The organism is Arthrobacter sp. PAMC25564 (assembly GCF_004798705.1).
GTDB lineage: Bacteria > Actinomycetota > Actinomycetes > Actinomycetales > Micrococcaceae > Arthrobacter.
Genome location: NZ_CP039290.1, coordinates 1,334,658 through 1,356,248, shown reverse-complemented (window position 1 = coordinate 1,356,248; position 21,591 = coordinate 1,334,658). Strand labels below are relative to the sequence as shown.

The 21,591-nt window shown below is 59.7% G+C and carries 17 protein-coding genes; 10 read left to right on the top strand and 7 right to left on the bottom strand.

Annotation, left to right across the window (positions count from 1 at the left end; all coding sequences use genetic code 11):
• Nucleotides 1–36 precede the first annotated feature (36 nt).
• Genes E5206_RS06155 through E5206_RS06145 form a run of 3 tightly spaced genes read right to left on the bottom strand, consistent with a single transcriptional unit; the run spans nt 37 to nt 3,895 of the window.
• On the bottom strand, nt 37–1,563 hold the full coding sequence (locus tag E5206_RS06155; RefSeq protein WP_136321725.1) for a dihydrolipoamide acetyltransferase family protein: 1,527 nt from the start codon (nt 1,561–1,563) through the stop codon (nt 37–39).
• 2 nt (nt 1,564–1,565) lie between these two features.
• Nucleotides 1,566–2,651: an alpha-ketoacid dehydrogenase subunit beta gene (locus E5206_RS06150; protein WP_136321724.1), complete on the bottom strand. Its 1,086-nt coding sequence runs from the start codon at nt 2,649–2,651 to the stop codon at nt 1,566–1,568.
• Nucleotides 2,648–3,895, bottom strand: coding sequence for a thiamine pyrophosphate-dependent dehydrogenase E1 component subunit alpha (locus tag E5206_RS06145; RefSeq protein WP_136321723.1), 1,248 nt, complete (start codon nt 3,893–3,895; stop codon nt 2,648–2,650). The genes E5206_RS06150 and E5206_RS06145 overlap by 4 nt, the downstream gene beginning before the upstream one ends.
• 159 nt (nt 3,896–4,054) lie before the next feature.
• Here E5206_RS06145 and E5206_RS06140 point away from each other — a divergent pair, with 159 nt between their 5' ends.
• Nucleotides 4,055–4,519 carry an Lrp/AsnC family transcriptional regulator gene (locus E5206_RS06140; RefSeq protein WP_136321722.1) on the top strand — a complete coding sequence of 155 codons (465 nt, stop codon included), beginning with the start codon at nt 4,055–4,057 and terminating at the stop codon, nt 4,517–4,519.
• Between the two features lie 123 nt (nt 4,520–4,642).
• Here E5206_RS06140 and E5206_RS06135 read toward each other — a convergent pair whose 3' ends face one another.
• Together E5206_RS06135 and E5206_RS06130 are read right to left on the bottom strand one after the other, a co-directional pair.
• Nucleotides 4,643–5,779 (bottom strand): polysaccharide deacetylase family protein, encoded by a 1,137-nt coding sequence (locus tag E5206_RS06135; protein ID WP_168709274.1) that lies wholly within the window; start codon nt 5,777–5,779, stop codon nt 4,643–4,645.
• 815 nt (nt 5,780–6,594) lie between these two features.
• Entirely contained in the window at nt 6,595–7,989 is a 1,395-nt protein-coding gene (locus tag E5206_RS06130; RefSeq protein WP_346763467.1) for a sugar transferase, read from the bottom strand.
• Between the two features lie 345 nt (nt 7,990–8,334).
• On the opposite strand from E5206_RS06130, the gene E5206_RS06125 reads away from it, so the two are divergent.
• The 9 genes from E5206_RS06125 (at nt 8,335) to E5206_RS06085 (ending at nt 19,849) form a co-directional block, all read left to right on the top strand.
• A complete protein-coding gene (locus E5206_RS06125; protein ID WP_136321719.1) occupies nt 8,335–9,279 on the top strand; it encodes a glycosyltransferase in 945 nt (314 codons plus the stop codon).
• Between the two features lie 58 nt (nt 9,280–9,337).
• Entirely contained in the window at nt 9,338–10,486 is a 1,149-nt protein-coding gene (locus E5206_RS06120; protein ID WP_168709273.1) for a glycosyltransferase, read from the top strand.
• On the top strand, nt 10,483–11,841 hold the full coding sequence (locus E5206_RS06115) for a hypothetical protein (RefSeq protein WP_136321717.1): 1,359 nt from the start codon (nt 10,483–10,485) through the stop codon (nt 11,839–11,841). Before E5206_RS06120 ends, E5206_RS06115 begins: the two co-directional genes overlap by 4 nt.
• A gap of 101 nt (nt 11,842–11,942) precedes the next feature.
• The gene (locus E5206_RS06110; RefSeq protein WP_168709272.1) at nt 11,943–13,247 is read left to right on the top strand and encodes an oligosaccharide flippase family protein; all 1,305 of its coding nucleotides are present in this window, start codon (nt 11,943–11,945) and stop codon (nt 13,245–13,247) included.
• Between the two features lie 267 nt (nt 13,248–13,514).
• Complete coding sequence (locus tag E5206_RS06105; protein ID WP_136321715.1) at nt 13,515–14,975, top strand: polysaccharide biosynthesis tyrosine autokinase; 1,461 nt, start codon at nt 13,515–13,517, stop codon at nt 14,973–14,975.
• Nucleotides 14,976–15,082: 107 nt separating this feature from the next.
• Nucleotides 15,083–16,339 carry a nucleotide sugar dehydrogenase gene (locus tag E5206_RS06100; RefSeq protein WP_136321714.1) on the top strand — a complete coding sequence of 419 codons (1,257 nt, stop codon included), beginning with the start codon at nt 15,083–15,085 and terminating at the stop codon, nt 16,337–16,339.
• A 312-nt stretch (nt 16,340–16,651) separates the two neighbouring features.
• The gene (locus E5206_RS06095) at nt 16,652–18,517 is read left to right on the top strand and encodes a DUF4012 domain-containing protein (RefSeq protein WP_240689995.1); all 1,866 of its coding nucleotides are present in this window, start codon (nt 16,652–16,654) and stop codon (nt 18,515–18,517) included.
• Between the two features lie 164 nt (nt 18,518–18,681).
• On the top strand, nt 18,682–19,308 hold the full coding sequence (locus tag E5206_RS06090; RefSeq protein WP_136321713.1) for an LPXTG cell wall anchor domain-containing protein: 627 nt from the start codon (nt 18,682–18,684) through the stop codon (nt 19,306–19,308).
• Nucleotides 19,309–19,462: 154 nt separating this feature from the next.
• A complete protein-coding gene (locus tag E5206_RS06085; protein WP_136321712.1) occupies nt 19,463–19,849 on the top strand; it encodes a VanZ family protein in 387 nt (128 codons plus the stop codon).
• On the opposite strand, the gene galU is transcribed toward E5206_RS06085, so the two are convergent.
• Both galU and E5206_RS06075 read right to left on the bottom strand, forming a co-directional pair.
• Entirely contained in the window at nt 19,846–20,736 is an 891-nt protein-coding gene (galU, locus tag E5206_RS06080) for a UTP--glucose-1-phosphate uridylyltransferase GalU (protein WP_136321711.1), read from the bottom strand. The two genes, E5206_RS06085 and galU, sit on opposite strands and share 4 nt — an antisense overlap.
• Before the next feature lie 64 nt (nt 20,737–20,800).
• Nucleotides 20,801–21,580 carry an enoyl-CoA hydratase/isomerase family protein gene (locus tag E5206_RS06075; protein ID WP_136321710.1) on the bottom strand — a complete coding sequence of 260 codons (780 nt, stop codon included), beginning with the start codon at nt 21,578–21,580 and terminating at the stop codon, nt 20,801–20,803.
• Nucleotides 21,581–21,591 lie beyond the last annotated feature (11 nt).

The following is a 21,591-nucleotide window of genomic DNA, read 5'->3' as shown; positions in this document are numbered from 1 at the left end:
GCTAACCCCCAGACGTAATTAATAAGGTGCTTGAAATCACATGTCGGCCAGCACGGACCCCGGGTTCTCGATCGCGTCGGCCACGTACCGCAGGAAGCCGCCGGCCGTTGCCCCGTCGCAGACGCGGTGGTCGAAGGTGAGCGTCAGTTCGGTGACCTTGCGGACGGCGAGCTCGCCCTTGACCACCCAGGGCATGTCGATGATCCGCCCGACGCCGAGGATGCCCACCTCGGGGTGGTTGATGATCGCGGCGGAGCCGTCCACCCCGAACACCCCGTAGTTGTTCAGGGTGAAGGTGCCGCTGCCGAGTTCCGCGGGGGTCGCCTTTCCTTCGCGGACGACGGCGGTGAGCCGGCGGATCTCCGCGTCCAGTTCGCGGGCGCTGAGCTTGTCCGCGTTCCGCACCGACGGCACCATGAGTCCGCGGTCGGTCTGGGCCGCGAAGCCGAGGTTGACGCCGTCGAACGCCACAATCTCCTGCATCGCCCCGCCGGCGGTATCTTCGGTGGTGACGATCCGGGTGTTCAGTTCCGGGAACTTCTTCAGCCCGGCGATGACGAAGCGGGCGATGAATGCCAGCAGGCCGGGGGCGTTGTGCGGATCAGACTTCTTCAGAGCGGCGCGCACCTCCACCAGCGCGGTGGCGTCCACGTCCACCCACACCGTTGCTTCAGGGATCTCGGAACGGCTGCGCGTCATGTTCGCGGCCACAGCCTTCCGCACACCGCGGACGGCCGTGCGCCCGGAAATGCCCAGGCCGGTGCGGGCGTCCACGTAGGCAGCGGTTTCGACAGGCGCAACCGCAAGACGCTGGACCTCGTCGGTCTCAGCCACCTGATTCGGCTTGATGACAGCCTCGACGTCGCGCCGCATAATGAGCCCGCTGGCTCCCGACCCTTGGAGTCCCCCCAAATCAACTCCATGGTCCCGCGCCATCCGCCGCACCAGCGGAGAGATCACGGCACCAAGCTTCCCGGGCACCCTGGTGCGCATCAGCAACAGATCGTCGGCAGCCTTCTCCGCCGCAGAAATCTGGTTGGCAGGCGAGACCACCGGATGCTTCGGCGCCCGAGACCGCCGCGCAACCCCATGCCCGCCCGGAGTCCCGTATCCGATGAGGACATTGCCGGATCCCGCCTTCTCCTCTTCGCGGTAAACCTCAGCGGCCGCAGATGACTCAACCGCAGACTCAGCCGGCGCGGATGATGCCGCCCCGGGAGTGGCATCGGGCCTTCCGGAGCCGGACGGCATGCTGCTTGCAGCAATGCCGTCCGGCGAAGGGGCGGGGGCGGCATCATCCGCGGCGGCCGCAACGGAGCCAAGAGGCGTCACAGAGATCAGCGGCTTGCCGACGTCGAGTATCTGGCCGGGCTCGCCGTGCAGCACGGCGACGGTGCCGGCGTACGGGGAGGGCACCTCCACCATGGACTTGGCGGTCTCCACCTCGGCGATGGGCTGGTCCACGCGGATCTCGTCGCCCACGGCCACGAGCCAGTGCACGAGTTCGGCTTCGGTGAGTCCTTCGCCGAGGTCCGGGAGGAGGAATACTTTGGTTTCGCTCATGGTCAGTTCTCCCACTGAAGGTCGTCGACGGCGTCGAGGATGCGGTCCACGCCGGGCAGGTAGTAGTGCTCGAGCTTCGGCGCCGGGTAGGGCACGTCGAAGCCGGTGACGCGGCGGATCGGCGCGGCGAGGTGGTGGAAGCAGCGCTCCTGGACCCGGGCCACGATCTCGGAGGCCACCGAGGCGAAGCCGTGGGCCTCGGCGATGACCACGGCGCGGCCGGTCTTGCGGACGGAGGCGCAGACGGTTTCGTCGTCGAACGGCACGATCGAGCGGACGTCGATCACTTCGAGCGAGCGTCCTTCCTCGGCGGCAGCGGCGGCTGCGGCGAGTGCCGTGGGGACGGAGGGTCCGTAGGCGATCAGGGTGGCGTCGGTGCCGGGGCGGGCGACGGCGGCCTGGCCCTCGGAGGAGATGCCGCGTTCGGTGTTCGCGGCGTGCTCAGCCCGCAGCGCGTCCAGGTCCACCTGGTCCTTGGACCAGTACAGCTTCTTGGGCTCCATGAACATGACCGGATCGTCGGAGTCGATGGCCTCGCGGAGCATCCGGTAGCCGTCCGCCACGGTGGCGGGGGTGAAGACTTTCAGGCCGGCGGTGTGGGCGTAGTAGGACTCGGAGGAGTCGCAGTGGTGTTCCACTCCGCCGATGCCGCCGGCGTAGGGGACGCGGATGACCATGGGCAGCTTCACGGCGCCCTTGGTGCGGTTGTGCATCTTGGCCACGTGGCTGACGATCTGTTCGAAGGCCGGGTAGGCGAAGGCGTCGAACTGCATTTCGATGACCGGGCGCATGCCGTTCATGGCCATGCCCACGGCCATGCCCACGATCCCGGACTCGGCCAGCGGGGTGTCGAAGCAGCGGTTCTCCCCGAAGGTTTTGGTGAGCCCGTCGGTGATGCGGAAGACCCCGCCGAGCAGGCCGACGTCCTCGCCGAAGACCAGGACCGAGGGGTCCGCGTGCATGGCGTCGGCCATGGCGGTGTTCAGGGCCTTGGCCAGGGTGATGGTCTGCGGGCCGGCCGTTTCAGCCGTGGCAGCGGCCCGGGCGGCGGCCCGGGCGGTGGCGGCGCTGACATCGGTGGGGCTCATTTCCCGGTCTCCGTTGCGGTGGATGCGGCGTCGCGGGCGAGTTCATCAGCGAGCATGGCGGACTGTTCCTTCAGCTGCAGTGTCGGGGTGGAAAAGACGTACTTGAAGAGGTCCTGCGGGTCCACCGGGATGTCCTCCCCCAGGCCCTCGCGCAGCTGTGTGGCGACGGCCTCCGCCTTCTCGGCGATCCGGGCGGCTATCCCGTCGTCGAGCAGTCCGCGGCCGGTGAGGTAGGTCTTCATCCGGCTCAGCGGGTCCTTGGCCACCCATTCGGCGACTTCGCTGTCCTGGCGGTAGCGGGTGGCGTCGTCGGCGTTGGTGTGGGCCTGCATGCGGTAGGTGTGGGCCTCGACGAGCAGCGGTCCGGAGCCTGCGCGGGCGAGCGTGACGGCCCGGTCCAGCACGGCGAGGAGCGCGACGACGTCGTTGCCGTCCACGCGTTCCCCGGCCATGCCGTAGCCCACTGCTTTGTGGGCGAGCGAGGGCGCGACGGACTGGTGCGCCAACGGGACGGAGATGGCGTACTGGTTGTTCTGGACGAAGAAGACCACGGGCAGGTGGAAGACGGCGGCGAAGTTCAGGGCCTCGTGGAAGTCGCCCTCGCTGGTGGCGCCGTCGCCGCACATGGCCAGGACGACGGTGTCTTCGCCGCGCAGCTTGGCGGCGTGGGCGACGCCGACGCCGTGGAGCAGCTGGGTGGTCAGCGGTGTGCACTGGATACCGACCTTGTGCTCGGCCGGGTCGTAGCCGCTGTGCCAGTCGCCGCGGAAGAGGGTCATGGTCTGGACAGGATCGACGCCGCGGGCCATCACGGCCACGGAGTCCCGGTAGGTGGGGAACATCCAGTCCCCCTCGGCGAGGCAGAGTGCGGCGGCGACCTGGCAGGCTTCCTGTCCGTGGCTGGAGGGGTAGACGGCCATCCGGCCCTGCCGGACCAGGGCGGAGTTCTGGTCATTGACGCGGCGGCCGATGACGAGCTGCTCGTAGGCGGCCAAGAGTTCCTCGTCGGCGGGGAGGGCGTACTCGTGGCCGGGCTGGGTGCCCTGCTCGGTATGCGGGGTCAGGGTGCCGTCCGGGCCCACCATCTCGATCTGGTGGCGGGCGGGGAGCATGTAATCCTCGGCCGTGATGCCGAACTTGCGCACGGCCTCGGTGGCTGCGTTTTCGGGTGCCTGCGCCGGCGCCTGGTCCGCCGCTGCCGCTTCCGGTTCGCGGTGCGCAGTGTGGTCTGCGGAGATCGTCATTGGTCCGTCCTTCTGTAGCCACTATTCCTTCCAAGTATGGCGCCGGACGATGTTTCGTATCCAGCCATCAATGGAATCGTGGAGAAGTACAGGGATCTGGCCTAGTGTGGAAGACAAATTGTAAGTGCGAGCTGGATTACCGGCGGGAGTTGTGGACGAATGGCAGATGCTGAGCCGGGGCAGGCGGCGGTGCCGCTGGATGATGTGGACCGGAACATCATTGCGGAGCTGACCAAGGACGGCCGGATGTCCGTGACGCAGGTGGCGGAAAACGTGCATATCTCGCGCGCGCATGCCTATACAAGGATCGCCCGGCTGACCGGCGAGGGTGTCCTGACTAAGTTCACGGTGCTGGTGGACCCGATAAAGGCCGGACTCAAGTCCTCCGCCTATGTGACGCTGAAGGTGCGCCAGCATTCCTGGCGTGAGCTGCGGGAGCTGCTGCGTGCCATCCCCGAGGTGCACCATATTGCCCTGGTGGGCGGTGACTTCGACGTGATCCTGCTGGTAAGGGCGGTGGACAACATCGACCTGCGCCGGGTGATCTTCGACCAGCTGCAGTCCATGCCCGGGGTGCTGGATACCCAGACGTTCTTGGTGTTTGAGGATGTGGATACGCGGTAGGCGACCTATTTACCGTGAGGCCTTAATCGATCGCCCCGCCCGCACAACCTTCTTCCTATTGGAAGTGGATGCGAGAAGCGCTGTGCTGGATGGTGTCGCCCTCCAGCACAGCGCATGGCCTCGCTAGCCGAGATCTGCCATCGCCTTTGGCGCGAACCATACGTGGTCAAATGCTACGCGACCACCGGCCGCCGGCCAGTCAAGGACCAGTCCCAGAAGCACGGTTGTGCTCGTGGCCGGCACTGTGAAGTCCACGGAATACTTCGCCCAAGCCACGTTTTCTGCCATGATCGACCCCGTCCTCACCTCCGACCCCGCAATGGTCGCCTGACCGTAGTCAAGGGCGACTACATTTCCATAGGAACTCTTCGCGCCCCATGTTGATCCTGATACCGCGCGCGCACGGAACGAATATGTGTACGTGGTCCCGGGCGTCACCTCAACAGCTTGGGCGACTGTGGAATAGGTCGAGACAGGGGCCGAAAGATGCAGTGATCGCTGGCCTGGCAATCCCATCTGCGGATTTTCTGTGACAATTTCAAGCTGCGCAGACCCGCTCTTGAACCATCTCCACGGGTAGGCGTCGGTGCCGCTGTTCTCAAATCCCGCATTGGCAACCATGCGATGCGAGCCGAACGCATCGGATGCGGTGATCAATTCTACGCCTAATGATTGCGCGAGATCCAACATTTCGGTGAGCTGTGCAATCGAAGGGTTGATTGAAGTGTCGAGATTATGGAAGAAGAAAGAAGCCACCACTGGACGGACTGATGCTTCTCTAATCATTGAAAGGCACTGCTGATGGTTGGTGCCGTCTATGCAGGTCCTGCGAATGAGCGTGGGTGCCTGGGCATATCGAGAATGAAGCGCCGTCTGGTTGTACTGAGCCGTGTCAAACGCCCTGTCATATCGAAGATACAAATCAAGGTCCGTCGTTAGATTCCTGCCGCCGGAAGCGGTACCGAACGGATAGGCAAATGACGTCACCGCGGTTCCTGTGAGGTTCTCAAGGTAGGACTTCGGCTGCTCAAGTTCGATAATACGTTGTGGCTGCGCGATAGCTGTCATGTTCGCATGCGTCTGAGAATGGGCCCCCACTTCGTGTCCGTTCGCCACCATGGCAAGGATATGCGTTTCGTTGATCTTTGAGGAGCCATTAAGGAGTCCAGGGGTAATGAAAAAGGTTCCTTTCTGACCCCTGGCGTCAAGAAGTTTCCGGACTACGTCCATGGCAAGATAACCATCGTCCATGGACAGCATTACCGCTCCCCTTCCGGACGACGATCGTGACGCAGGGCTTGCCGGAGTGACCGCCTGCGCGGGCGACGACGAAAACAGCGACAATCCACCTGCGCCTGCTGCTGCGACGGAACCCACACGAAGCAGAGTACGACGATTCACCGAAGCGCCGGCATCTCTCTCCCGTGCTGACGCGACGGGCGTGCCTAAGGTCTGGCCACTCTGCGGCTTGGAAGTAGGGGCAGAACTGCAGCCGGACGCTGGACCCGCCGGCTCCACAAGGGCATCTGGGCTATGGGCTTCGGCACCGATTGCACTACGTAGCGTTGAAAAGATTGAAAGCATTATTGTACCCCCCCACGAGGTTTCCCCTAGGAGGCTTCAATAGAATTCATCCACGGGGAACAAGTTATAAATTCATCGCTCTATTAAATACGAAGCTCTTCCTTCGGCTTTAAAAGATGCGCGAGTCCGCCATGTTTGGGAACCCTGAATTCATACAACTAGAAATTGCGGGGAGTGCACCCAGTAGTTGGTACTTGTTTTTCGATGGATATTCAGCCCCGGCCATCTGAGTAGGTACTCAGTTCTAAGGCGGCCGCGGACCAAGTAGTCCATATTTTTCCCATGGAACCCTGCTACTCGTCGTGAGAAGCAAAGCCTGAGGGCCACGAGGATGAGCATCGGAGCGGTTGGTCCACGCAGATGGGCCATGCATCTGCCGACGCCTCAATCACTGCGGAAGTCTCAGGGCAAAAGATTCGGCACCCGTTGCCGCAAAATTCGAATGTCGAAACCCTGCTCGCAGTGATATTTGCGCTGACGAATGCAAACGATCAGGCCGCGCCGGCACCCGCGAAAACTGCTTTGAACGTCTTGAAAAGGATCACAATGTCGCCCGTGAGAGACCAGTTTTCGACGTAATACAGATCCAACCGGATGCTTTCTTCCCATGAGAGATTGGAACGGCCGCTCACCTGCCACAGCCCACTCATCCCAGGACTCACATAAAGCCGCCGGTGTGCATCCGTGTCGTAGAGAGCCACCTCGCCGGCTCGCTGTGGCCGAGGGCCCACCAAGCTCATACTCCCCGAAATTACGTTGAAGAGCTGGGGCAACTCGTCCAAGGAGAATTTTCGAATCACTCTGCCAACATTCGTGATCCGTGGATCATTATGCACCTTGAACAGGGGTTCACCTGCTCGGCCCTGAGCTCGAAGCAATTCCTGCAGCTGTTGATCCGCGTTGTTGTTCATGGAACGGAACTTCAGCATCTTGAACGTTGTTCCTCTGATCCCGATCCGTTCTTGACCATAGAACACCGGGCCCGGACTCGAAAGCTTCACAAGGACGGCCACAATCAGAAATACCGGCGATAACACAGCCACGAGCACAGCACCGGCGAGCATGTCGAATGCGCGCTTCGCGACCCGTCGGCCACCCGTCAGTTTTGGAGTGGAGACATGGATAAGCGGGAGTCCTGCCACCGGGCGCGTGTGAATTCGCGGCCCGGCAACATCAGTGAGAGACGGAGCCAAGATCATGGATACGTGGGAAGCTGCCAACCGCCAACCCAACTCACGTAGTTTCCTGGGGCTCAGATCGCCCTCGGCTGCAATGGCAACAGTGTCTGACCCCGAGCCAGCTATGGCCACCATGATGTGTTCGATGTCACGGCCGATGCCGACCACTTCGACGCCCACATTATCTGAGGATCCTGGAGATGAACTCCGGGACGTCAAGAAAGCTCCTACGGGCAAGTAGCCCGCCTCGGGGTGCGCTTGAAGCGACCGGACGACATGTTCGGCGCTGGCTGTCCCACCGATCACGAGCACCCGTGAGGAGCTACGCCCCCGAACACGCTCCGAAGCCAGATGTTGCCGCAGTATCCACCGCCCCAAGATTAACCCCAAGAGGCCTGAGGGGAGCGCTATGCCCACATATCCGCGGGCAGTATCAAAGCGGGCTGAGTAGGAAACGATTGCAAGAATGCCAAACAGCCAGAGTGAACTGGCAAAAACCCGCTTGTACTCTTCCGGGCCGAAGCCCAGCACCTTTGCATCGCGGGTTCCCCACAGCCCAAGCATGATCCACCAGCCCAGGGCAAGGGCGATCGTTAGAACAACGTATACGCCGGTCCCCTTGCTGATCGGACCGTCTTCGATGCCGAATCTGAGAACCAGTGCGCCGACGGTGGCCCACACGACCACTAAGGCGTCGATGACCCTCAAGCGGCGGGCATAGCGAATACGCCATCCATCTGACTCCAACATTTCGGTATCCCCCGACCTAAGTACAAACTATCCCCGCCACGCAGAGCCCACTCGATACTACCGGCTGTCGGCGTTAGTGCTCGTTCAACTTGATAGCATGACATCACTCCGTCGCTAATGTGCCGTTTCGCTAGGCTTCGACGGGACAAAGAATCAGGTGACCCCCAGCACCAGTCGCACTAGGAACTACGATCACGCCGTGCCGTACTACCAACAGCTTTGGACAACACCTAGCTCGCGGGGTTGGTTCTCACTGAACGCCAACTGGCCCATAATACGGGCACTCCAAATGAAAGCGAATAAATGCCGTCATCGAAATCTGTCGACGTTTCAGTCGTTATACCGTCGGTTGGCAGACCGGAACTGAGAAGAGCAGTTGAGAGCGTGCTCGCCCAGAAATATGCGGGCAGGACGGAACTCATAGTCGTGTTCGACCTGGATGAGTCGATCGCCAACGTAGAAATGCTGGACTCCGCTGCAGGAGCCGATCGCATCCTCTTCACGGGCGGAGGAAAGCGCGGGGGATTCGCAAGGAATCTCGGAGTCCGCGCGGCTAACGGCCACTGGATCGCCTTCCTCGATGACGACGACACATGGTTCCCCGATAAATTGCGTTTGCAATTATCAGCAGCGGCTCGACAACCCACAGAGTCGCCAATAGTGATTGGGTCACGAGCTGTCCAGACTCTCACCGGTTCCACAGGAATCAGCAAGATAACAGGCGTTCCCCAAAGGCTCATCAGCGCTGACGAGGATATAGCGGCTTACCTATTTCGACGTCGAAGGGCTGGCTCGCGACGCGCCTCCTTCTTCGCTTCCACAGTCCTCGTGCCTAGGAGTCTGTGTCTGCGCGTCCCTTGGGATGAGACACTCTCGCGGCATCAGGACTGGGATTGGCTGGTCAGGGTCGGCGAGCAACCCGGCGTCAAATTCCATCAGGTCAACGAGGACCTTGTTGACATCTTTGTCGGAACTACCGGCTCAATCTCGGCCGGCAGCGACTGGACGACGTCGTTGGCCTGGGCAAGAACAGCACTGGTCGGCCTCGATCCGCAAACTCGAGTAGATTTCCTGGCGGGACAAACTCTCAGGTACGCGGTTCAGAAGAGAGATCTGGCGGGGATTCGCGCATCAGTGCGCGAGATGGCCAAGATACGTCGTCTTCCGAGCCCGTCGCCACTTCTCCTAGGAGTGTCAGGACTGCTACCCCGTAAGTCCCTGCAAAGCCTTATGCGCGTCTTTAAATGACTTCCCATTGACACGGCTACACCGAGTTTCCCAGCCATGCCTAGAGAGAGTCGATTTCGTGATTCCCCAAGAAAAACATCGCATCACCTTCGTTGTATCGGGCCTGTCTCCCACCTTAGGGTTGGAGCGAGTAACTCTCAGTCTGTTGGATGTACTTGATGCTGAGTTCGATATTCACGTTATCTGTATCGGAGGCTCTTATACGGACAAGAGTCTGCACAATAATGTCGAAGTGCTAGGAACGCCTTTAACGGGGCTGCAACGCATTAGAAGCGTGCCCCGCCTTTACGCCCGTTCACGGCATTCCGGGCTAGGAACCGTAGTTCTCGTGGGAGTATGGACGGCCATTCCATGGTTGATGATTGCGCCAAGACGCGCCGCGGGAACTATAGTTTGGGAACACACTCTCCTGCAAGAGAAGCTGGCCAAGTCGCGCCAGCTCCATCTCCTGAAGTTAATGTCGCGTTGGCTCTACCAGCGTGCGGATTGTGTAGTGGGAGTTAGCACCCCGGTCACCGATGATATCGCCGAATATGGCAATGTTCGCTGGCTCGAGACCATACCCAATTTGGTGGAGACTCCCACCAGGGTGGAGATTCAAGAGTCTCTCCGCACCAAAGTTACAGACCCCTATCGAATCGTTTGTGTCGGATCTCTCTCCAGCATTAAGTCTCAAGACCTCGCCATAAAAGCAATGGCACTTCTAGACGACAAGTATTCCCTGACCCTCATCGGTGCTGGTCCGAGAATGCAAGCGCTGAAGGACATGGCGACTGAACTAGGGGTTCAGGACAGGGTGCACTTCACAGGTCATCTCGCTCGGGACCAGGTCATGGAGAATCTCAGGGCTGCTGCCCTGTTGCTCCATTGTTCCGTGGCCGAGACGTTCGGTTTGGTCTACGTCGAAGCTGCCGACCTCGGCATACCCGTACTTTCAGTCTCCACGCGTGCTGCCAGGCAACTGATTCCCGCCTATGTGCCGGGCTGGCTCTGTGAGAACGACGCCGCGTCTATTGCGGCGACCATTCGACGCGTTGCCTCTTTGCCGAAACCCTCAGACGAAGCCTACGTCGGTGCAGCAAGTCGGAGAGCCCAGGAGTTCGGGGCAATCCGCGTACGTGATGCCTGGCGGGAAATATTGAAGCACGTAGGCGCCTTCACCAACCAAGAGCGGCAGCACATCCCCGCTGCGCAGGCAGAGAAATGACAACATTTGTAACTTATACCATAGCACTGCTAGCAGCGTCAGCATTATTCTGGCATTGTCAGATACTCAAAAAATCGGGCGCTGTGGCACGGGATCCCATATCTCTTCTTGGTCTAGTTGTAATTGTTTCGATCGGCCTTCTTCGTGAGACCAGGGCCATACCGGAGAGTCAAGCAGTGCAGTTGGGGCTGATTCTTCTGATGGTCGTTCTGGCATTTCAGCTCGTGATTCGTAGCATCCGAAAACGCCTGATGCATAAAATGTTCCTCTCGGCCTACCTACCCGCGGTAGTCTCCGCATTGCTGTTCATAATCAATGCGGTGATGAACCCCGATTTGTCGCTGTCACTACTTCTCGGCAGATCACTCGGAGTCATTTCATTGGCAGTCACCGGCCTGATCCTCAGCTTAAGTTCCCTGACACTGCGCGATCTCGCCGGTGTGATCGTTGTATCTGTCAGCTTCGTGTACACAATTGCACCGCTCACGGGAGATAACTGGCGTTCCTGCGACAAATTCAAATGTGGTCCGTTTGGTGCCATGTACATAGGTCCGTTCAGTTCAGAAAACACAGTGTCCATGCTCTGCGGCGTCGGTATTCTTTGCGGCTTGATCGGCTACTACTCCACCAGAAATTTTGCGGCATTCGGTCTATTTGCTCTGGCCCTTTACGCCACCGAGTCGCGAACGTCACAACTCGCAATCGCCGTGGCCCTCACCGCGTGGCCGCTTGCCGCAGCTTGCGCTCGGTTTATGCATAGAAATACGGACACTCTTCACCCAACACCTGGGCAATGGCGGCTCATAGTTGCGGTCTTCAGTACCGGCGTAGCGGGACTCTTCTGGGAAGGTTTTAAACTGTTGTTAGAGGCCCAACCAGCGGACTTTAGCAACCGAGGAACCGTATGGATCCTGGGACTCGCCGCGCTCGGCAAGGACTGGCTGACAGGCCTCGGGTTGGACAGGTGGTATATCTTCCAGTCGGTGGGGGCGGTTCCCGCGCACTTCCCCCACAGCGAGTACCTCTTCTTGTTATTTACTGGTGGCGCAGGAGCTGTTGTTGGCCTCTTCTGGATCTTCGTTCAGAGCATGAGAAGCGCCTCTGCGCATAAAGGCACATTTGCTTTTGCCGTGTCCTATGTCGTCTACCTAGCGGTCGTGGGGATGACAGAGCTGTACTGGAACCCGATCGCACTTGACGGCAACGCCTTGATAATTTTGCCGCTGATCTTCATCTTGGCACGAAAAGTCGTAAGCGATCTCCCCAATAGACAAGATCTGAGGCCGTCAAATAGCCCGAGGCTTCCGACGATCCGACGCCCGTATGAATTGCGTCGCCCCTCTGGTCGATTCTAGACCCTGACTACTCTGCTGGATGGGACTGCTGTGCCTTGAGGATCTTCTATCTGAGGCGCTGACTCCGGTGGCCTGACTTATGAACATTGAAATGAGAGATCGTGTCGTTAGATATTAGACTGCTGCGGAAGAATGTCTTCGCACTTTTGGCCGGACAAGTCTCGAAACTCGCTATACAGGCCGCCTACTTCGTTGTTCTCGCCCGCATGCTCGGCGCAACCGGCTACGGAGCGTTCGCCGCAGCCGTCGCCCTTGCCGCGTTAGTCTCACCATATTCCAGTCTCGGAACGAATACTTTGATGATAAAGAACGTGGCCCGTGATTCTTTGGATGCCTCACCCGAATGGAAGCGCGCGCTTCTCTACACAACTTCGGGGGGTCTCCTTTTCTCAATTCTTTTGGCTCTGTTCTCCGCTCAGATTGCACCACAGGGCGTGTCTTCACTCGCAATCCTACAGATTGCCCTGGCCGACCTAGTCGGGCTGAGACTGGTCGACCTCGTTGGATCGGTCTGGCAATCTTTGGGGCGGCATCGTGCGTTGGCCATTCTACCTTCGTTGGCCAATCTACTCCGTCTAATTGCTGCTCTATTGATGTGGCTTGTAGCGAGCCAGTCCTCGCTGGATACTTGGGCGACTGTCTATTTACTGGCAACACTGCCCTTGGGCATATTTGTGGTAATTCAAACAACCGTTAAACTCGGGTATTTTAAGGGCTCTGCAAGAATTAGCCTCGATGAACTAAAAGAAGGTTTTCTTTATTCAACGGCACTTGCCTCTCAGAACATCTACAACGATATAGACAAAGCCATGTTGGGCCGGCTGATCTCCGCTACGAGTGCTGGCGTTTACTCTGCCGCTTATAGGATTATTGACATGGCGTACGCCCCCATACGCAGCGTGTCCGCGGCGGCCTACCCCTTGTATTTTCGGGAGGGGCAGGACGGACTCAGATCAGCGCTGCGCCTGACGCGCAAGATCTCTCCTATGGTCCTCGGTTATGCGGTTGTCGGATCGATCGGCGTCGCCTTGGTGGCGCCGTTGGCGCCTCTGATCTTGGGAAGTGACTACGTCGAGGCCGTGGACTTCGTCAGGCTTATGGCTTGGCTCATCATTCTCCGGGCGCTTACGTTTCTGGCAGCTGATGCTCTTACGGGAAGTGGGCATCAAAGGTATCGAACCTTTGTCCAGGTGGCGGTGGCAGTTCTGAATGTCTTCCTAAACCTTTATCTGATTCCTTCATATGGCATTCTCGGCGCCGTCATTTCCACTTTGGCATGCGAAGCAATTTTGGGCATCTTGCTTTGGTGTTACATAGGCGTCGGCATGAAACTAAAACGAACCAGCGGCGGACGACGGGCAAAAAGGGGGAAGCGCGGACGCCGGAGAGAGACAGTCCACTCGTGACACTGGCTAGGTCTCTATCGCGAAGTTCAGGGAGAAGGGCCCGAGGCGCCGAGACGCCGGCGCCTCGGACGCCTTCCTTAATCGCTAAACGATCGACTCTCACGGACGAAGGCCCGCAGCTCTGCTTACTATTGGGGGGGGCGAGTCTCCCCCAGTACTCGCAAAGTATGTGTCCGTGGTTAGAATCCAAGTCAGAATCATCGTAGGATTCATGGGGGCTGTTTACTGCAGCAACTCACTCCTGCAGCACTCAGAAAGGCCACATTTATGGAACTGAGAGACTATCTCCGTATCCTCCGGCGAAATTGGATACTGATCGTTAGCCTCGCTCTCGTCGGTGTCATTGGAGGCGCGGCGTCTTCCTTGCTCATTCGGCCCACATACACCGCGGAAACTCAGCTATTCGTAGCCATCCAAAATTCCGGCACCGTTCAGGAGCTTCAGCAGGGTAACACTTTCAGTCAGGCCCGCGTCCAGTCTTACACCAAGACTGTTGACACTCCTGTGGTGCTCCAGCCTGTGATCGACACCCTCGGATTAGGCATGACTTCCAAGGAGCTCTCTGCCAAGGTGAAGGCCACATCGGATCTGAACACAGTGCTCATCACAATTTCAGCAAGCGACGGATCTCCCGTTCAAGCTGCGGCGATTGCTCAAGCCGTTGGCGATAGCCTGATCAAGGCAGTCGACGCGCTCGAGCGGTCAGACAAGACGAGTTCATCCCCCGTCAAACTGTCCATAGTCACACCTGCTGTGGCGCCGCGCGAAGCATCCGCTCCTAATACCCGACTCAATCTCGCTTTGGGACTGCTCGCGGGGCTGGTCTTTGGAGCCGGAACGACTCTCCTTCGCACGACTCTCGACAACAAGATTCGTGGCGAGGCGGACCTACGGAGAGTTACTAACGCGCCGATGTTGGGCGGTATTGCCTTCGATCGTGATGCAGTGAAGAAGCCACTCATAACGCAAGCACCGAATCAGAGCCCTCGAGCAGAGTCTTTCCGCCAGATTCGGACAAACATGCAGTTTGCCAACTTGGGACAGAAGTCCGGGGCGGTAATGGTGACGTCCTCGCTGCCAGGTGAAGGTAAAAGTACCACTGCGACGAATCTCGCCATCACGCTTGCACAGGCAGGTCAGTCCGTTGTTCTTGTGGATGCGGATCTCCGCCGTCCTATGATCGCTGAGTACCTTGGGTTGGAAGGTAGCGCCGGCCTCACCACTGCGCTTATAGGCAATGCTGACGTGCAGGACTTACTTCAGCCATGGGGGGACGACCAACTGTTTGTGCTGACCTCTGGCAACATTCCTCCGAACCCGAGCGAGCTCCTCGGATCGGACGCCATGCTTCGAATGGTTCGCCAGTTGGAGTCCACTTTCGACTCCGTCATCATAGACGCTCCTCCACTACTCCCGGTGACGGACGCTGCTGTCCTGTCACAACACCTGGGAGGCGTCATTCTCATAGTTGGCAGCCAAAGGGTCAGACAGGGAGATGTTGAGAAATCCCTTGGTGCCCTAGAACTGGTCGGTTCCAACGTTCTCGGCATCGTAATGAACATGCTTCCAAGCAAGGGGGCGGATGCATATGCATATAGTTACCAGAGCTATGGGAGCTACGATGCAGAAGCAAAACGTTCCCTCGACTCTGAAATCCCCACCGCGCATTCGAGGCCACCAACTCGCTTCCCCCGATCATCCTTCGAAGCCAATAGTCGGAGATCCTGAGGGCATCACTTCCGGACGGATGCCACACAACAGGGAAGTCACCAAACAGGAGTGGCTGCAATTTCATTCAGTATTCATGATCTTCATTAGGAACGGACGATAGAGAAATGACGAACGTAGTTATCGTGGGTCAAGGATATGTGGGATTGCCGCTGGCACAAGGGGCTGTGCATGCAGGACTTTCAGTTATCGGGTTTGATCTCAGCGTTCATACTGTTGAGAATCTAAATGCCGGGAAGTCACATATTGATGATCTCCATAACGACGACATCAAATCGATGCTTGCCGCCGGTTACAGAGCAAGCTCAGATCCTGCTGTCATCCAAACGGCGAACGTTGTCGTTATCTGTGTTCCGACGCCTCTGGGCGCTGCGGGCAGCCCTGACCTTACCGCAGTAAAAGCCGCGACGACGACGATCTCAAATAACCTTTCGGCCGGTGCGCTCGTTGTGCTTGAGTCCACAACATACCCAGGTACCACGAACGACTTGATCCGACCTATTCTCGAATCTCCGGGCCGTGTTTTGGACAGGGACTTCCACCTTGCGTTCTCACCCGAACGAATTGATCCTGGAAATGACACGTACGGGCTGAAGAACACTCCAAAGGTTGTCGGCGGCGTCTCGAAGAAATCAACGGACGTCGCAGCCGCTTTCTACGCACAGTTCGTTGACACTGTCGTAACAACCAAAGGTGCCAAAGAAGCTGAGACCGCCAAACTCTTAGAGAACACCTATCGTCACATTAACATTGCCCTGGTCAACGAAATGGCCCGGTTCTGCCACGAATTAGACATCGATCTTTGGAATGTTATCGAAGCCGCCAAGACTAAGCCCTTCGGTTTTCAGGCTTTCTATCCGGGGCCAGGCGTCGGCGGCCATTGCATTCCCATCGACCCAAACTACTTGAGCTATGAGGTCCGAAAGTCATTGGGTTACCCCTTCAAGTTTGTGGAGTTGGCCGAGGAAATCAATAACTCCATGCCCGCGTACGTTGTGGGGCGAGTCCAAGATATCCTCAACGGAGCCGAGCAAAGCCTCAAGGGATCGTCGGTTCTATTGCTAGGCGTTACATACAAAGCGAATATTGCCGACAAGCGCGAATCGCCGGCGACGCCAATCGCTCAGCTTCTCATAGCTAAGGGCGCTTCAGTGTCCTATCACGACCCGAACGTCGACAGTTGGAACGTGGCCGGCACGACACTACATGCTGCGGCCGACCTCCACGAGGCCGTACAATCGGCGGATATCGTCCTCCTACTACAGAATCACGCGCAATACGAGCCCGATGCTCTGAGCAATAAAGCGCACCTTTTCTTTGACACCCGCGGTGTGACAACAACTTCGTCAGCGATTCGGTTGTAGTACCGAATTCTCCTCGCTGAGTCGGGCTATATGGAATTGAGCGGGCCACGAGACGCTCCATGCGGGCGTCAGCTGCAAAATGCGTTTTGGGACTTTGGCACATAATCAAGCGCCGCTTCCCGCCCTGATGCAAACTGCGCGTGGCCGTCGTGACGCCACCCATGGGTGGATGTGGAGTCGATGACGCACTCTACGGGGTGCACCGCGGGCCCCATTCACCAACAGAATGCACCCCCGCAGTAGCTTCATCCCCACGCTCACTACCACGGTGAGCCACTTCCACCTGCGTCCGTCCGGAAGGAAACCAAGACCATGACAGGCAAAATGGATGAGTACACCCTGCCCAGTTCTCAGGTAGATGAGAATCCGGGCGGACCGGCACGGAAACACCTTCTGAGGCTGGCCGCGATAACAGGTCTCGTGGCCGTTGTCAGTACCGGATCCGTGGCATGGCTCGCCTCCAAAGCAACTACGGTCAAGACCGAACTTTCAGCTGCGACCAGTTTGCTGCCACAACTTGAGCACGAACTGATGAGCAATGAGGCCGGTGCCGTCAGGACAGTGGAAGAGCTCAAAGTCCATACAGGGGCGGCTCGGGAAGCGGCCAGCGACCCGCTTTGGAGTGCCGCGGCCCTGCTTCCATGGATCGGAGCTAACTTCCAGGCAGTGAACGACGCGGCAGTGTCCGCCGACGATGTGGCCCGGCTTGGTGCCGCCCCGTTGGTGAGTGCTTTCCAATCCCTAGATTGGAAGACACTGACTCCAACGAGCGCTGGCACTGATCTGGGCCAGCTTAAGTCTGCAGACCCCAAAGTTGCTTCAGCCGCGCAAGCGGTCAGGTCGTCGTCGGAACGTCTCAACGGCATCGACACCGCGCCGCTAATTCCGCAGGTATCTGAACCCCTGGTGAAGGCGCGAGATCGCCTCGTATTGCTCAGCAATGACTTGGATGCGGCTGCCAGCGCCGCCAGAATTGCCCCGGCGATGTTGGGCTCCGAACAGCCGCGCCAATACTTGCTTCTCGTACAGAACAATGCCGAGGGCCGAGCCACCGGAGGAATTCCCGGTGCTTTGGCAGTCGTGACTGCTAGCAATGGTAAGTTGACGCTCGGCTCTCAGACGAGTGCCACCGAAATGGGTGCCTTCGTTCCCTCTGTGTCAGTAGACCCCGAACAGGAACAAATTTATTCCAACCGCCTGGGCCAATACATGCAGGATGTAAACCTCACTCCCGACTTTCCCACGGCGGCTAGCACAGCCAATTCAATGTGGGAGAAGAGGAACGGGGGTCATCTAGATGGCGTCATCTCCATGGACCCCGTGGTGCTCGGTTATGTGCTGGATGCCACAGGCCCGATCCAAATCACAAGTCCTGAGCTCACGGCGTTAGCTCGGGGCAAACTGCCGAGCGAGCTCAGCGGCAAAAACGTCGTATCCACACTCCTTTCGGGCGTCTACGCACAAATCAAGGACCCTAAACTTCAAGATGCATACTTCGCCGACGTGGCAAGGGAGACCTTCGGGGCGCTTTCCACCGGCAAAGCGAGCGCTGGCGCTCTCCTCGAGGGAATCACCCGCGGAACAGCCGAAGGTCGGGTACGGCTTTGGTCAAGTGATCCCAGCGAGCAGTCAATCATTTCCAAATATCCGGTGAGCGGATCAGTTGCCGGACCCAGCGTCTCCCCCGCACAGTTCGGCGTCTACTTCAACGACGGCACCGGCGCAAAAATGGACTACTACGTCAAGCGGACCGTGCAGCTCGTGGAGGAATGCACCGGCGACGAGTACGGGCAGGTGAAAGTGCGCATCACCAGCACCAACACCGCCCCTGCCGACGCTGCGACGTCGCTACCCGCGTACGTCACCGGTGGCGGCAATTTCGGCGTTCCCGCCGGGACGGTGCAGACTAACGTCATTGCCTACGGCCCAATCCAGGCCAACGTGGAAACAGCCAGCGTGGACGGCAAAAAAGTTGGCTTTGCCGCCCACCGCCATGCCAACCGGCCGGTGGGAACGGTCACGGTCTCCCTGGCACCAGGCCAGAGCAGCACGGTGGAGTTGACCTTCGGCAAAATCGTCCAGCACACGGAACCCAACGTGGTTGTCACGCCCACAGTCCAAGCTGTCAAAGATGTGGTTTTGGCCGCACAGCCGGCCGCCTGCGTTCCCAGCAAATAGACGCCACGTTAACAGTATGTAAAGCGACTTGATTCACTTTGGTAACAGGCGTCACGGGGTGCTACCTTCTACTTGGGCATCAATTGAGATTTCACCCTCTGTCCGCTCGAGGGCCGGAAATCTCCACATCGCGTGACAATCGATTTACGGTCTCAGGGGGACACATGAAGAAAACACTTGCAGCACTCACACTTGCTGGCTCCATCGCTCTCATCGGCGCAGGTCCGTCGCTCGCAGCAGACAACTACCCGGCAGCGCCAGTGCAGGGCCAGGTTTCTGACGGAACTGTTGCGCCCGGCCAAACATTCACATTCTCCGGCCAAGGCTTTACGCCTGGCGAAAGCATCCAGGTCACCGCGACCCTGACGGGCACGCCGCAGGCAATCGGCGGCAGCTTCTCCGGCGGGGCTAGCATGGCCGTACCGGCCAAGATCACCCTGCCGCTGGCACCGCTTACCTTCACCACCACCGCCGACGCCAGCGGTAACTTCGCCCTCCCGCTTGGCCTCCCCGCGGACGGAACCTACACGCTGACGGCTGTGGGCCTGACCTCCGGCAAGACCGTCACCGCCACGGTGACGGTGGACGCTGCGGCTGCTGGCACGGGTACAGGCCTGGCCAACACCGGCGGCACCGCAGGCGGCACGGCTAACTCGGGACCTGCACTGGCCAACACCGGTGCGGACACCAGCCTGGTCCTGTGGTCCCTGGTGGGCGCAGGCGCACTGGCTGCCGGCATCACCTCGGTAGTTGTGGTCCGCCGCCGCGCCAAGGCTGACACCGCCGCGTAAGCACAGACAAGCATAAAAGAGGGTGGGTGGTTCTCCGGGAAACCGGAGAACCACCCACCCTTGTTTTTCCTGCAATAAGTCCCAAAGACCTAATCCTGAGGCCGCCTTGAAGCTACTGGAAACGCCACGGTCATGGCGTACCGTTCTTGCGATAATGCTGGTGCTACTCGCGCTGGTGGGCTTTTGGCCGACCCCTGTGGACCAGCCTGCGCAAGGAAGCATCGCCGGCGTCTTGACGTTCCTGCACGCTCACGGAATCGCCCTCTGGATCAACTACTCGTTCGTGGAAAGAACCGCGAACGTGGTGCTGTTTATCCCGTTCGGCATTGCTGCAGCCTTGGCTTACCCCGACAAACGGTGGTGGCAGGCTGCCGCCCTCGGCGCAGCCGTATCCGGCTGTATGGAGCTGGGCCAGCTGCTGTTTCTTCACAACCGGTTTTCAAGTCTTGTTGATGTTGTCACAAACACAGGAGGCTCTGTTATAGGCGTCCTGCTCGCCCGGGCGCTGGCCCACGCTATGGCCGGGCGGCCGCGAGCCTAGCTGACGAAGGCCTTCATCCAGGTCTTGAGCTCTTCGCCGAACTCCACCCGCTCGGAGGCGAGGGTGATCACGGCCTTCAGATAGCTGAGTTTATCTCCGGTGTCATAGCGGCGGCCCTTGAAGACAACCCCGTACACGCCAGCTCCTTCTCCGTCCGCAGCGGCCAGGGTCTGGAGGGCGTCGGTGAGCTGGATTTCCCCGCCGCGGCCCGGTTCCGTCTGCTCCAAGACGTCGAAGACCGAGGGGTGCAGCACGTACCGTCCGATGACGGCGAGGTTGGACGGAGCCTCGGCAACGGACGGCTTCTCCACCAGGCTGTTGACCCGGACGTAGTCCTCGCCCGCGATCGCGGTGATGTCCGCACAGCCATAGGCACTGATCTGGGACGGGTCCACCTCGATCAGGGCAATCACGGAGCCGCCGGTCTTCGCCTGCACGTCCATCATGGTGGTGAGCAGCTCGTCACGCTCGTCAATCAGGTCATCGCCCAGCAGCACGGCGAACGGCTCATCCCCCACGTGCTGGCGGGCGCACAGGACGGCGTGTCCCAGGCCTTTGGCCTCGCCCTGCCGGACGTAGTGCAGCGGCCCCAGGTCAGAGGCGTCCTGGACGGCGTTCAGCCGGGCCGTGTCCCCCTTCAGCTCCAGGGTGCGCTCCAGATGAGGCTCGCGGTCGAAGTGGTCCTCCAGGGCGCGCTTGTTGCGTCCCGTGATCATCAGCAGATCCGTGAGGCCTGCATCGACCGCTTCCTGGACCACGTACTGGATGGCGGGCTGGTCCACTACCGGCAGCATTTCCTTCGGCATTGCCTTGGTGGCGGGCAGGAAGCGAGTTCCCAGTCCGGCAGCAGGAATGACGGCTTTTCTTACGGATTTCCCCAAAGTCATAGGGGAACCCTACAAGTTGGCGGCCAAAAATAGAATAACCGTGACGATCTGCTGAGCTACGACGCTACCCCTTGAAGACCGGCTTGCGCTTCTCCTGGAAGGCGCGGAAACCCTCGCTGTAGTCCGCCGTCTTGCAGAGCCGGGCCTGCTCGGCGTTCTCCTCTTCCATGGACGCCCAGAGGCCCAGGCGCTGGTCCCGGATGTGCGCCACGAGTTCCTTGCTGGCATTGAACGCGCTGGTGGCACCGGCGGCGGCCTTCGTAACAATTTCCCGGGTGTTCGCCAAGAGTTCAGCCGCGGGCATCGCCCGGCTGAACATCCCCTGCGCCACGGCCTCCGCGCCGCTCATGAGCTCGGCCGTGTAGATCAGGTCCAGGGTCCGGTGCATGCCGAGGCGTTCAGTGAAGTACCAGTGCCCGCCGGAATCCAGGGTGGCCCCGAGGTTGGCGAAGGGCGAGCCGAACTTGGCGTTCTCCGCCACGTACACCACATCCGTGGCCAGCAGCAGGCCCAGCCCCACTCCGAGGCAGGCCCCCTGGGCGGCGGCGAAGGTGGGCGCCGGGAAGGCGCTCATCTTCTTCAGCAGCGGCTGCAGCAGCCCGCCCAGGTACGCCTGCACGTCGTCGGTCTCCGGTGTCACGCCGGCAATGTCACGGCCCGCACAAAAAGCCCGGCCCTCTCCCCTGAGCAGCAGAGCCCGCACCTCACCGCGCGAGGCGGCGTCAGCGGCGTCGTCGTACGCCTTTGACAGGTCCTTGAGCGCCTGCTCGTCAAGCGAGTTCAGCTTGTGCGGGGCGTCCAGGACGATCTCGGCGATGCCGCCGTCGATGGAGAGGGAAATCATGGGGCTCCTTC